Source organism: Psychrobacter sp. ANT206 (assembly GCF_056880555.1).
The window spans coordinates 2,136,666-2,151,082 of the sequence record NZ_CP096271.1 but is presented as its reverse complement, the minus strand read 5'-3'; the positions used below and the strand labels follow the sequence as shown (position 1 = coordinate 2,151,082).

The following is a 14,417-nucleotide window of genomic DNA, read 5'->3' as shown; positions in this document are numbered from 1 at the left end:
TAATGTAATACTTGTTGAAGTGCTTTAATTGGGTTCAATTCCCTATATGGAAATCGAAATTCTAGTGTTGGATATGAATTTAATGGCTATGAGGTCGATAGCATGGGTCATCATCATTAAGCTTTCTTATTAAAATTTCCTAAGTTAGTTTCTACAGTATTGTCAGCATAGGTCAATAACGCAAGCTTTCATAAACACGTGCAAAAGCTAATTAATAGGCACGGCGATCGCCTGTTATTTTTTACCACCATATAGCCCTGATCTAAATCCTATCGAGAAGAAGTGGGCACGAGCTAAATTTCTACGCTAAGGATGGATAGAGAAGAATCTACCTAAACTATTTCATGACATGGGCTGTATCGATTTTATATTAAACTGACTATAGTCACTTCTCTTCTCCATGGTCCAATTTGAGTGGGCTGTCCCATAATAAGGACTGTCTCTTTAGCTATACTTTTTTCCTTATCTAAAGCAATAATGGCATTGCCAAGCCTGACGTAGGCTCGCAATAAGAGGAATGTCGTTTATGCTAAAAAAGTCGCAAAAATAAATAATGAAGAGATCATATAGCTGCTGCGCATAGACAGACAATAGCTACCATACGGTAAAACACGATTATTGTCATCGTATTGTCATAACGGCATCGTATTCTTGAGCTCACTATAAATAGCGGTTGCGTATCACTCATATCTTTAGTCATTCACTGATTTGTTGATAACAGTTAGCGCATAGATATCAGGTGTGTTTATGAAGGTTGTTGATCGGTTTGGTAGTATCTCCACCCGTATACTGATTATTTTAACATTAGCTTTTTTACTCATTATTTTGCTGGTGTACTGGGTCATCGAAACCCAAGCTAAGCCTCGCATACTGGAGATGACCTCAGAGACAGTGGTTGAAACAGGCAACGAAGCCATCAATAGCATTATGGCGAATATCAGCCACGTTGACGGACTGGCAAAGGCAACCAGTGCGATGGCGGGCGGCTTGCCAAAACAAGACGTTCTTTATAAAGAAACCTTTGGTAATCTCATGCAACAGACCGATCAACGGATTGTGGGTGGTGGCGTGTGGTTTGATCCAAATATGTACGCTCAAAACCGAGAGCGCCAGTCCTTTGTATGGGCGCGGGATGACGCAGGCAACATGCAGCCGTTAGAGCAGTATAATCAAGTGCGCCAAACGCCGAGTCCCTATTATCGTGATTGGTGGTACATTCCTGCGATGTATGCACGTCATGACCACTGTGTCTGGAGCCGTGCATATGTTGATCTGCAAAGCAATCAGCCGATGATGACGTGTGCCAAGGCATTGTATGACAGTCGCAATCAGGCTTTTGATGGGGTAGTGAGTTTTAATCTGCTCTTGGATAACCTCGATGAGGCCATGAAAAAGTGGCAAGATAAGCTGGGTGGTTATGTCTTTTTGGTAGACTTGGATAATCGGTTTTTGACCTTTCCTGATCAATCTATGGTCACGCAAGCGACTGAAGATAATCCCCAAGGAGAAATGGTAACCGCGCATCAATTGGCCGAGAAACATTCAAGCTTTGCCCCTATTGCGGACAGTCTAGATAGTATTAATCAGACACTGATAGATGAGGCAGTAGCCAAAGATGAAAGCCGCTATACGCTCGCTGCTCGTAGTATTCTAAGTACGACCAATCTGAATAAAATCAGCGAGCAAGAGTCCAAATTACTCTCAGCATTATTGCTGTTAAATATCGATCAAACGTTTAATTTGGTAGACAGTCATTTGGTCGATACCATCGCTGTGCCCAATGATTTTGTGTTGCAGCAGCCCGCCACCGCCTTCGTGTTTCGCATGCCGTTTACGTATTGGAAGATGGTCATCGTCAAGCCTGATAATGACCTGATGAGCGTGGCAAATGCCCTGTCTAATAAACTGATTCAAGCCATGCTGTTGGGCTTCATTCCTATCTTGTTGTTGACTGCATGGGTATTTCGTCGCTACTTTACGCGGCCGCTAAAGCACATGGCACAGTCAGTGGCTGACATGGGGGTGTTAATTGAACAAAAAAAATATCAACAATTAAGCGCGCATAAACTGCCTTATTCCAATGTCAGCGAGATTCAAATCATCAGTGAGCAGACCAATCAACTGATTGATCGTGTTGTCGAGAATGAAGGTGCACTTGCTGAAATCAATGTTCATCTAGAAAAACAAGTTGCTGCACGCACGCAAGACTTACAGCAAGCCATGGATGAATTAAAAGCCTCGCAAGTACATCTGGTGCGTTCTGAAAAAATGGCTACGCTTGGCCAAATGGTGGCAGGGGTGGCGCATGAGGTCAACACGCCACTCGGCTACGTGCGAAGTAACATGGAATTGGTTGGCGATAATCTCATGCGTTTTGATGAGTTGCTACAACATACTGATCAATTATTGCAGGTCTTAAAAGCGCCAACTATCAATCAAGAACAAGTCGAGCAACTGATAGAGCAAACCTTACAATGCTGTGAGGAAATTAAAGAAGATGAGGTCAGTGAAGATTTGGCCGATTTGATTAAAGATGGACTTTATGGCGTTGATCAGATTGCCGAGCTGGTAGTCAGCTTACGCGACTTTTCTCGAATTGATGAATCTAAGGTAAAGGATGTCGATATCAATGATTGCATCAATACCTCATTGATTATGGCGCGCAATAATTTAAAAACTCTAGACGTCAAAACCAATCTAGTCGAGCTGCCACCGATTCAATGCAATCCTTCACAAATCAACCAAGTATTATTGAACCTATTTAATAATGCCGCCCAAGCTATACCGATTGATTATAAAGGGACATTGCAAGTCAGCTCGTCTATCGATAAGGCGCAGCAGCACATTATCGTGAGTGTCAAAGACAATGGTGTCGGTATCCAAGAAAATACGCTGGCGAAGATTTTTGAGCCGTTTTTTACTACCAAAAAAGCAGGCGATGGCACAGGGCTAGGGTTGGCCATTACGGCACAAATCATCGAGCAACATGGTGGATATATCGAGGTTAGTTCAATCGTTGGCGCGGGCACGACCTTTACCATCAACCTGCCGATACAGTCTAGCGCTCATGAACCTAAACCTTCACAAGCCTTATTTGAAAGTTAAGAGACTTCCCATCACTTATTTAAAGAGAGCGTCATGCAAAAACCAAAAATCGCTTTTATCGATGACGAGCCGCGTATCCTGCGCAGCTTAAAAATGCATTTTCGCCAGTCACATGACGTATTTATTACTACCGATGCTACTGAGCTGATGGAGTATGTCAGCCAGAATGAGGTGCAGGTGGTCATCAGCGACCAACGCATGCCAGATAAGCAAGGTACGGAAGTATTGAGTGACATCAAAGCGGCTTCGCCAAATACTATTCGTATCTTGCTAACCGGTTATGCGGATCTAAATGCCGTGATGGATTCTGTGAATGAGGGCGAAATTTATCGCTATATCACTAAGCCATGGCAAAATGATGAACTTAAAAAAATCGTTAATAAAGCCACAGAAATTGCTCAGAAAACCCAAGAAATCACGCAAAATTCTATGGAAAAGAATGCGACTCAAAACCATGCTGATAGTGGCACTGTTAGCAATCGCAATATACTGGTATTAGATGACGACGAGAGCGTCTATCAGCAAATAAAAAGTCATGTTAAGAGCGCTTATAGTGTGAGCTGGGCTAGTAACCTTGAACAGGCAGCAAAGTTATTACAAAAAAAACGCTTTGGCGTCACTATTACGGATTCGACACTCAATAAAGAAAATATTACCCCCATTGTTTATGCCTTAAAAAACATCCAGCCAGATTTGATGGTTCTGATGCTGACTGAATTCAAAGACGCCCATATGGTCATTGATTTAATTAATAAAGGTCAAGTATATCGCTGTCTACCACGGCCGACCAACTTCTCTATCATGAGTATCAGTCTTGATCGCGCTTTTGATCATCACGAAAGATTGGTAGAACAACCGATACTGGCGGCTCGCCATCATGTCGAAGAAGTGACAGAATCGGAGGCTTTGAATTTTTCTGAAAGACTTAAGGGTTTCTTTGCTAAGTTCAGAGGTTGGCGCATTATTAGATAGAATATAGCCTCAGATATAATCAATAATGGCACTCCTAGCTTCAGCGAATGTCTGACTGGTGTGATATGCCATTTGTAGCGTCTTAGCGGTCAGCACACTGTCTGTCAGGGGAGTCTGAGACTGAGATGGTAAAGCCCACCATATGCTGGGCATATAAATCTAAAACAACGGCTAGATAGCACCAGCCGCTTTTAATACGAATATAAGTCACGTCGCCCGTCCAAATTTGGTTGAGCGTAGTTGGGCTAAAATTACGGTTCAATAGGTTCTCATGGGCTTTATACGCGTTCCTGTTGAGTGTCCAGCAATACCGGGACGGTTCAGTTGAAAGCTGTAATTAATTACAATAATTGTGATGATGTCATTAGTTTGTCACATCAGAAATCTAGTATAGCGAGTTATAAATTCTTAAGTACAAGACAGCGGGAAAGATAATGTTCGCCACAAAAAAGCAAAGTGATATACAAGTTAGTCAGCAAAGTTTTGACGCCATTATGATGTTAGCAATCACTACGGTCTCAGATGATATTGGTAGTGCACCTACCGCTGATACGCCCTTGTTTGATGAGGCGCATGAAGCTTATTGTGCCCAGCTTTTGCAGAGTATCATTGGGTGGCAAGAAGAGAACAATCAAGACCGATTAGTTGATACCAATGCTACCCAAAGTTACGATTATGCTAAGCGTGAGGCATTGATAAAAGTTGCAGAGACGAAGCTCTACAACGCACTGCATAAGGATGATTGTATTAATAAGGAGATGATGTAGTGGTATGTTAACCAAGTTAATAAACTATAAAAAATAAAGCAAGGAAGAGCGTGTTTGTCTAGGTGTTATGATATGACTTAAGCCACGCCGCACTGTAGTGTTATATTTTCTATACTGTATGAGTTCCACTAAGTATAGCTAAGCAAGTCCTAAACGAAAGATACCTCTCTGGTTCTTTCGTTTTTTTTATGTTGAGGCGATAATGATATAGTAAGCTCAGTATAAAAACGATACAGCGGGACTAGAATGAATTTTTTCCAGCCTCTGTCTGCGCAGGCACAGCAAGCTAGAAAAATTTATACTAGTGCCGCGTCAAAACATGATGTATCGGTTTTATGTGAATTAGACTGTATAGCAAACTGAGCTAATTGATGATCTACCCTAGTTCCTATAAGATTAGCAGCTTGAATCAGTCATAAATTTCTAACTTTCTTAGTTACGATAAGCTTCTGTTAATACGCTTATTTTACCAAGTTTGGTTTTACATTTTTCTGAGCATAGCTCAATTTCTACATTTTAAATTATTAATTTCGACATGTTTTTAGTGAAAAAATTCTTATAAAAATATGAATTTTTATTTAGCATTACCAATAGCTAAATCATTAATTTCACTATTATGAATATATTTATTCTGTTGTTGTATTTTATCTATTTTTTGTTGATTGCGTTTTTTTACTTCATTAATAGCATCGCTAAGTTGGTCGTTAGTTTCTTCTATTTCAGATTTTATGAGATCATACTTACTATCTGTTTGAGATCTTAAACTTCGTATAGGCGTATCTATATTAAGCAAACCTAAATCATCTTTAATATTAGCTAAATCTTCATTAGGAAAACTGTTAGGTTCTATACTAATACTTCTTTCGTTTTCTAATATATTGTTGTTTTCTTGTAAGTTTTTATTGCTTATTGTTTCTATTTTCGAGGGATAAGTAGTGGTAAGATTAATAACTTTTAAAGATTTACTAGGTATTTTCTCCTTAGTTTTACTGATTGGTTCTTTGCTTATATCTAAATGTCTCTCTTGAATTTTGTCAATGTCATGGTCTTTTTCTGCAGTATTAAGCGTTGTTATATGAGCTTGAGTCATAGTCGATAGATAATCCTTTTCTATATTAGTACGCATAGTAGTATCTTCAATAAATTCCTGACTATTAACCATATTATTTGTACGATTTTCATACGAATTTATATAGAAGAGAAAGAAGATACCTAGGTGTAGAAGTATTGCAAATACTAACGCTGCTGACCATTTTTTAAAGAATTGAGACATCATAAAAAATCCTTTTTTTCTAATCTTAGAATGTGGCAGCCATGTATATGTTTATCAAACTATTGATAAGATTTTCTAAAAATAAAACTTTCTATTGAAAGTTTTATTAATCAAATATATAAAATACAATATGAAATTATCCGTTATTAATGACTCCATATTGTACGATCGTTTATGTAATATTCAGAAAAACATTACATAGTCTAATTTAGATGACATAACAATAAGTTCTACTATGTATTCAAAGTCAAAGTATGTATTTGATTGAAATCACTCGATTGCATTATAAATATAGGTATATATAATAAAATGAACGCCGCAGTAAAAGTTAGCTATTGCTTTTTTTTGGAGGCATAATTTTTTAGGAAAATCTAGTTTAACCCTAATATCAAATATTTGTAACGCTGTTGATATTTATATGCTGGATTTTCCATTGACGGGAATAAGATGCTATGGACAGCAGAACTGTATTGTTATCAATCGTGATTTTTTCAACAATTGGTTTAGTAGGTTGTCAGACTATAAAAACCGATTCCATGTTATCTACCTCTAATAATAGCCATGAAGTTAAAGACGTTACTTGGGGAAAAACTGGCGAGCTATTTCATGTGCCTACTGATAATAATTTAGCAGCTAATGAAAGTAGGGTTGTCTTTTTCCGCGACTCGAATGATAACGAGCAGTTACATAATGTCAAAATAGGAATGGGATCTGATAACACCTTCCATGTGAGTCTTCAAAACGGATATTATTCAGATGCCGTTATCTGTAGCGGCGATCAAATCATTACTATAGGAAAACTAAATCAGGAAAGTGGTCAAGTTATTTCTCATTCTAGAAATTATCAATTTATTCCTCAAACAACAACTTATTTGCAAGTTTTCTTGTCAGCAGCAGGTAGTCCTGTTATTCAGCAGATACCAGCTGATGAAGCATTGGTGTTATTAAATCAAACGACGCGTCAAACTCATCAGATCAGTCGGGTTTTAGCGGGCTGCAATGTTTCAACATCCTTTCCAATTTTAGCTTCACCCCAAAACCCAATAGTGATCCCTGCGGTAGATAAAACGGAAATTAAAAACCCCGCGCAGTTTAATGTGCTGTTTGACTTCAATAGTACAGGTGTTAAAAGCAATCACTCTGCAGTGTTAAGGAGCATGGCTAATTTTATTCAAGCTTATCCACAGATGTCAGTTACGTTAGAAGGTCATACGGACAATAAAGGTTCTGAAAGCTATAACTTAAAGCTTTCGGAGTCCCGTGCAAATATGGTTAAAGATATTTTAGTAGACCAGTACGATGTTGAAGCTATGCGTTTAAGCACAGTAGGGTATGGGGAAACTATGCCAGTGGATACCAATGATACTGAAAAGGGTCGTCAAAACAACCGCCGAGTTGTTGCTATCGTTAGTCAATGAAATAACTAAACGAACTCATACTTCTATATGGATAAGTCTCTCATTTAGAACCAGTTAATTAAGGATGATTTTATGAGCACTATAACTGTCAAAGTCAACGCCCAAACTGAAACTATTACTAAACATAAGGTTGTGACACAAAATGGTAAACCTACAATAATAAAAGCCGTTGATAAAGTGAACTACGAGCTACTTGATGAGTCTACGGGCCGCGCTCCGAACCATATTGTTACCAAACGTATAGATAAAGCACTGCATATCTCTTTTGAAGACAATAATGAAAATCCTGATCTTATTATTGAAGGGTTCTATGATGATATCGATAGTGCTCTTATCGGTGTTGCTGAAGATGGCAGTTATTATTATTACATTCCTGATTCCGGTGAAGTTGGCGACTACGTCACTGAGCTACAAGCAGGTGAAATGCAGGGTCAAGCGCTAGGCGGCAATCCACAGGTCGCGCCTTGGTGGGTAGGTGCTACAGAGACTGAAGGTTTTAATGCGTTACCATGGTTGGTGGGTCTTGCAGGTGTAGGGCTATTAGGCGCTGCTCTAGGTGGTAGCAACAATGATAGTAACAATACCAATAAACCACCAGTTGATACCACGGCTCCGGATGCACCGACTGACTTGGTGGTCAGTGAAGACGGTACCAAGGTAACTGGTAAAGGTGAACCTGATACTAAAGTTGAAATCACAAATCCAAATGGTGATGTGATTGGTGAAGGTGTGGTTGATGCAGACGGTGAGTTTGAAGTCGAATTGGTTCCGCCACAAGTTGATGGTGAAAAGATAGAAGCTACTTTAACAGATAAAGCGGGTAATACCTCTGATTCTGAAAGTGCAACAGCGCCTGACTTAACTGCACCTGACGCTCCGACCGCTGAGATAAACCCTGAAGGCACACTAATCACAGGTACTACTGAGCCTGGTGCTATCGTTAAGGTAGATACTGATGGTGATGGCGTCCCCGAGTATACTGTTACCGCTGATAATGATGGTAACTATACGGTTGATACCAGTGGCACGCCATTAGTTAATGGTGAGACCATTACCGTAACGGCAACCGATAAAGCGGGGAATAAATCTGATCCTACTAAGATTTTAGCTGCAGACAGCACAGACCCGACAGCCCCAGAGATTAATACACCTATTGCCAGTGATGATGTGGTTAATAGTGAAGAAGCTATAGAAGGATTTAATGTAACGGGTACTGGCACTGCTGGTGACACCATTACTTTAACCAACGAAGCGGGCGCTGTGATAGGCGTCACTCAGGTGAATGCGAATGGCAGTTGGATAATTCCTGTTAATACAGATAATGTTGCTGCAATGGATCAGGGTTCAGAAATATTAACGGCAACCGCATCTGATCCTGCAGGTAACACAGCATCTACCAGCACAACTATTAATATTGATACTGTAGTACCTGACGCTCCGACCGCTGAGATAAACCCTGAAGGCACACTAATCACAGGTACTACTGAGCCTGGTGCTATCGTTAAGGTAGGTACTGATGGTGATGGCGTCCCCGAGTACACTGTTACCGCTGATAATGATGGTAACTATACGGTTGATACCAGTGGCACGCCATTGGTTGATGGTGAGACCATCACTGTAACGGCAACTGATGCTGCAGGTAACAAGTCTAACCCTGCTGACATTGTAGCAGAAGACAGCACAGCGCCTGGTGGCCAAGAAGGCGCCACTCAAGTTGCCCCTATCATTGCCATTCCAGAAGCTGAAAATGGCGTGAATGCAACAGAATTTGCTGATGGCATTCAAACCCAAGTGACCCTACCGACGGGCACCTTAATGGGTGACACCATCACTATCACGGTAACCCCAACGGGCGGCGGCGCTCCAATAAAAATCACTCATACCATTACTGACTCTGAGATCGAAGCTGGCGTCTCAGCGGTTACCATACCTAATGCAACCAACGGCATTACTGCAGATGGTGATTACAGTATTGTTGCCACTGTAACAGACAAAGCAGGCAATAGTAGTGCACCAAGTACGGTAGTGAATATTACGGTTGATACCACAGCGCCTGGCGGCCAAGAAGGCGCCACTCAAGTTGCCCCCATCATTGCCATTCCAGAAGCTGAAAACGGTGTCAACGCACAGGAGATTGCTGATGGTATCCAAACCCAAGTCACATTGCCGACAGGTACTTTAGAAGGGGATAGTATCACCCTAACTGTGACCCCAGTGGATGGTGGAGCGCCCATACAGATTACTCATACTGTCACTGGTCCTGAAGCTGCAGCTGGCTTCTCAGAAGTTACGATACCCAACGACCTAGATGGCATCACCGTTGACGGTGACTATACTATCGTAGCCACTGTCACAGATAAGGCGGGTAACAGCAGTGCGCCAAGTACCCCAGTAGATGTGACTGTGGATACTACCGCCCCAGATGCACCAACCACAGCGCCCATCGTCACAGACAACGTTGCCAATGATGGTAGTGGAGACATATTAAATCCACCAGAAATAATCCAAGCTGGTGATGTCACCAACGATAATACGCCAAGTATCACCATTCCTGCGGCGCAAGCGGCTAAAGGGGTGCCGCAGTTGATAGTTGATGGGAAAGTGGTGCCATCGATAGCCTTCACCAACCCAGATAATGGCAACGTGACATTAACATCGCAAGTAGCGCTTGCGGAAGGTAAGCATGACCTAAGTTACAATCTGAAAGATGCTGCTGGTAACGTGAGTGAGAGTGCGCCTGTAGTGACAGTAACGGTAGATACCATCGCTTCATTAACCGTCAATAAGCCGATTGCAGGCGATAATATTGTCAATGCTGACGAGGCAGCTCAAGGTTTTAATGTAACAGGTACAGGTACGGCAGGCGACACCATTACTTTAACATATGGAACAAATGGTGAGATTGGTACAGCTATCGTAGGAGCTAATGGCAAATGGTCAATTGCTGTCACGCAAATAGACGTTGCCAATATGAATCAAGGGTTAGAAACTTTGACGATCACCGCCAAAGACCCAGCGGGCAACGTCAGTTCTGAAACCGCTGATATTACTATTGTTCCTGCAGATCAATTAACCATTACCTCGCCAATTGCAGGTGACGATATCGTCAATGCTCAAGAAGCAGATACGGGCTTTAACGTAACAGGTACAGGTGTGGTAGGTGATACCATCACATTAACCAACCAAGCAGGCGATATCATCGGTATTGCAATTGTGGATGAGAATAATAAATGGAGTATACCAGTCGCTCCTCAGAGCATTGCTGCCATGGGAGAAGGATTAGAGACTCTGACTGCAAAATCTACACGCAGCACTGATGTGACCAGTGCGACGATTAACATTGATACCATTGCCCCTGATGCCAGTACTACTGAGATTATTGTTGATAACGTGACTGCTGATAACGTCATTAATGCGATAGAAGCTGAGGGGACTATCGCAGTCACTGGTAGCGTGACAGGTGATTATAATGAAGGAGATGCGATTACGATAACCGTTAATGGTATTGACTATACAGGTGTGGTGGATCTTGCTGGTAAATTTAGTATTGAGGTTCCAGGTGTTGAATTAGTCGCTGATGCTGATAAGACTATTGAAGTCAGTGTTACAGCAACCGATGCGGCTGGTAACACGGGCACAGTAAATACAACTAAGGAATATACTGTAAATACAGATGAAATCATCGCTGCTGCTGATAACTTTGTTGATTTTCAGATAACGGCGACGCCATTAGAGATAAAAAATGATACGCCATCAGATTTGAATAAGACAGGTTTTACCGTTGTCGGTGCAAGTTTAGGTCCTGTATTAGGTGCAGGCGTTGTCGCTGATGTCGTCAAAAATTCAGTGGTGCTTAATGTAGGTGAGGATCAAGTCCGTGAAGTCACCGTTCAAGGTAATGCAGGCGGCGTACAAGTCGCAGGCACCATGAATCTGAACTTATACAAATTAAATGAGTCTACCAACGAATGGGAGCTGCAGGCTGTCAAAGAAAATTGGGTAGTGTCTTATTTACTAGGGGGCGTGTCCAAAGAGGCCAACTTTAGCTTGGATGAAGGTCAGTGGCTCTTTGTTATGTCTGGTAATGAAGGGATCTCAGCGCTGACAGGTTATACCTTAAAATTCCTAGAAGATACCGTCTTAGATTACTCCCAAGCAACAGCGGTGAGTGGTTCAGTGACAGGAAATATTTTAGCAGATGATGATGCAAGCTCTAGTTATGATGAGCTACCAGTTGGTACTACGGTGACATCCATCACTTCATCTAATGGAGCACCACAAACTCTTGAATCAGGCGAGACAACGATTCAAGGACAGTATGGCACATTGACCATATCACCTGAAGGTAGTTATGAATATAGGGTTAATGAAGACTTCCGTGGACCTTATGGCAGTGAAGAGAGCTTTACTTATACTATTACCTCGCCTGATGGCAATACTGCTTCTGCCGAGCTTAATATTCAATTAAATATTCTTCCCGTTGACAAGCAAATCAAGATAGATCAGAGCTTAATTGTTGATGTTGAACCAACGATAATCTTAGATACAACCGATTCTGAGATTAAAGATGCTGTTGGCTTTGGGGTTCTTGATTTAAGCTTTGGCTCATCATCCGTGCTTGATCTTGAACTATTAGGCGGCAAGCCGCCACTTGAGTTTACGGTTGGTGACAATCAAGTGCGCGAGCTTACCTTACATGGTAGTGGGGGCGGGGTAGATATTGCAAAAACTTATAGTATGGCCGTCTACAAGCTAGATGAAAATACGGGACAATATGTACAAGTGCACTTTGAAAAAAATTGGTTCAATGTTCCATTCCTCGGTGGCAAGTCAGATCCTTTGACGCTAAGTTTTGGTGAAGGCGACTATAAAGCCGTTTTATTAACTGCAGGCGGTGTTGGGGTGCTTAGTGGTAATGGCTTATATGTGGATCGCGATATCATCTATGATTATGACCAACCTTCCAAGTTTATGGGTGAGATAACAGGAGACGCCACCCCTGATGCGGGCACAGTCATACTTAAGGTTGGCGAAGAATCTGTCACATCAGATACACCAGTGACTTACCAAGGTAAGTATGGGCAGCTCACAATAGATGCAAATGGCGATTACACCTATAGCGTAAACAATAACGCTAGTGATCCTAATTGGCAGCCGCCATATGGTGAGGTAGACTCATTTAGATTGGTGACTAAAGACGCAAATGGTAAAGCTGCTGTTGAAACCTTGAATATTAAGATTGGCACTCATACTGCGGTTGATGACTTCAATAAAGTGACAGTTCAAACGCAAAATACAGTGACAGTAAACGATATCGATATGCCAGATAAATTTGGTCAAAACTATGGGAAATCTTATTCAACGGAGTTTGACGTTGCTGATCATGATGCCGCTGCTCCAGTTGTTATAGAAGCAACAGCTAGTTCAAGCAATATAGCTTTTGGTGCTAATGTCACCATTACCTATACATTGTTAAATACCACAACTGGCGATAGCTTTACTGGATCAGTAGAAGGTACAAAGGCTAGTGCATCATTTAACGCTTCATTACCTGATTTGCCAGCAGGCAATTATGAGCTCACGATTACTACTAATAAAGGCAACTTGCAAAGCATCAACTTTAAGTCGTCGGTAATACATTCAGAAGATTACACAGCATCCTCTCTTGATCCGGTAACGGGTTTGTTGCTTGATAATGACACAGGTACAGACAATATCTCTGAACTAAAAGTTGGTAGTAAGTCAGTCTTTATCAGCGATCCAAACCAAGGTGCTAAATCGATTGATATCGAAGGTTTGTACGGAACCTTGACGGTCAATAAAGATAGTAGCTATAGCTATCTACCAAATGGCGAAAGCTTTGGGATTGAAAACTTTACCTACCAAACTATATCTGTGACTGGCGTCAAAGAAACCGCTAATTTAGAGATTAACGTTGGTAAAACAGTTACCGCCTCTATTCATAATGATGTTGCTATTAGCTCTGCTGCTAACGATAGCTTCATAATGGGTGTGGGTGCTGATACTTTAGTCTTCGATAATCTAGGTACAGCAAACGGCGGCAATGGTAATAATGGTCGGGATGTTTGGAGTGACTTTAGTGCGGCCCAAGGCGATAAGATTGATGTGACAGGCTTGCTCGATGGCAATCAAACGACTGAAAATATCGATAACTACCTGAAATATGAGAATGGCGTTCTCATGGTAGATCGCAATGGCAATGCTGAATATGAAGCACTATTACAAGTCACAGCTACTGATCTTACTGAGTTGTTAGGCAGCATAAAGTGGCAAGTGGCAGGTGCTAATATAGCAAGCTATAGCATTGGAGCTATTGGTGAAGATACTGTTTATCTGGATGATATCTATGGCTCATCCTTCCGTAACTTTGATGAAGGTTCTGATATTTTCAATGTGACTGGCTCGGGTCAGACCATTAGTTTGTCAGATTTCTTCGAGACTAAAGTGATTGATATTAGCGGTACGGGTGCAAATACCTTAAATATTGGAGAGGAAGATATTACTGGTTCTGAAATGTCGAATCCGATTTATATTAGAGGCGATGGTGATGACACAGTACATCTTCAAGGGAATGATTGGAGTAATACTGGACAAACTGTTAACGACAATGCAGGACAGACATATGATGTCTGGCAGATAGATAATAATTTCTCTTCTCAGGTTTATATTGATACTGAGATTGCCAATATTATCTGATGATATTGCGATCTAAAAAACGCTTCCCTAGTTGGAAGCGTTTTTACACTTATTGCTGAGTGGTTTTAAAAGGTAATATTTGGACCTTCATGACCAATTACTCATACCAAAATATATTTACAGAGCTAACTATCGAAACCTAATATGAAAAATCTGTCATACCAA

The 14,417-nt window shown here is 41.2% G+C and carries 8 protein-coding genes; 6 read left to right on the top strand and 2 right to left on the bottom strand.

The window, feature by feature from the left end; translation table 11 throughout:
- The first annotated feature begins 214 nt into the window (after positions 1–214).
- From M0221_RS08865 to M0221_RS08855, 3 genes are all read left to right on the top strand, one after another.
- Positions 215–310, top strand: a complete 96-nt coding sequence (locus tag M0221_RS08865) for a transposase (RefSeq protein WP_483284776.1) — start codon at positions 215–217, stop codon at positions 308–310.
- 437 nt (positions 311–747) lie between these two features.
- Positions 748–3,105, top strand: a complete 2,358-nt coding sequence (locus M0221_RS08860; RefSeq protein ID WP_483283590.1) for an ATP-binding protein — start codon at positions 748–750, stop codon at positions 3,103–3,105.
- A gap of 33 nt (positions 3,106–3,138) precedes the next feature.
- Entirely contained in the window at positions 3,139–4,077 is a 939-nt protein-coding gene (locus M0221_RS08855; RefSeq protein WP_181211017.1) for a response regulator, read from the top strand.
- Between the two features lie 82 nt (positions 4,078–4,159).
- On the opposite strand, the gene M0221_RS08850 is transcribed toward M0221_RS08855, so the two are convergent.
- Positions 4,160–4,339: a DDE-type integrase/transposase/recombinase gene (locus tag M0221_RS08850; protein ID WP_149409656.1), complete on the bottom strand. Its 180-nt coding sequence runs from the start codon at positions 4,337–4,339 to the stop codon at positions 4,160–4,162.
- A gap of 172 nt (positions 4,340–4,511) precedes the next feature.
- On the opposite strand from M0221_RS08850, the gene M0221_RS08845 reads away from it, so the two are divergent.
- Entirely contained in the window at positions 4,512–4,844 is a 333-nt protein-coding gene (locus M0221_RS08845) for a hypothetical protein (RefSeq protein ID WP_483283589.1), read from the top strand.
- Positions 4,845–5,418: 574 nt separating this feature from the next.
- Here the strand turns inward: M0221_RS08845 and M0221_RS08840 are convergent.
- Positions 5,419–6,120: a hypothetical protein gene (locus tag M0221_RS08840; protein ID WP_483283588.1), complete on the bottom strand. Its 702-nt coding sequence runs from the start codon at positions 6,118–6,120 to the stop codon at positions 5,419–5,421.
- A 449-nt stretch (positions 6,121–6,569) separates the two neighbouring features.
- On the opposite strand from M0221_RS08840, the gene M0221_RS08835 reads away from it, so the two are divergent.
- Positions 6,570–7,535: an OmpA family protein gene (locus M0221_RS08835; protein ID WP_483283587.1), complete on the top strand. Its 966-nt coding sequence runs from the start codon at positions 6,570–6,572 to the stop codon at positions 7,533–7,535.
- Between the two features lie 72 nt (positions 7,536–7,607).
- On the top strand, positions 7,608–14,252 hold the full coding sequence (locus M0221_RS08830) for a BapA/Bap/LapF family large adhesin (RefSeq protein WP_483283586.1): 6,645 nt from the start codon (positions 7,608–7,610) through the stop codon (positions 14,250–14,252).
- Positions 14,253–14,417 lie beyond the last annotated feature (165 nt).

Coding starts and splice junctions, on each gene's coding strand:
- M0221_RS08860 (WP_483283590.1), top strand. CDS start 748: ATGAAGGTTGTTGATCGGTTTGGTAGTATCTCCACCCGTATACTGATT.
- M0221_RS08855 (WP_181211017.1), top strand. CDS start 3,139: ATGCAAAAACCAAAAATCGCTTTTATCGATGACGAGCCGCGTATCCTG.
- M0221_RS08845 (WP_483283589.1), top strand. CDS start 4,512: ATGTTCGCCACAAAAAAGCAAAGTGATATACAAGTTAGTCAGCAAAGT.
- M0221_RS08840 (WP_483283588.1), bottom strand. CDS start 6,120: ATGATGTCTCAATTCTTTAAAAAATGGTCAGCAGCGTTAGTATTTGCA.
- M0221_RS08835 (WP_483283587.1), top strand. CDS start 6,570: ATGGACAGCAGAACTGTATTGTTATCAATCGTGATTTTTTCAACAATT.
- M0221_RS08830 (WP_483283586.1), top strand. CDS start 7,608: ATGAGCACTATAACTGTCAAAGTCAACGCCCAAACTGAAACTATTACT.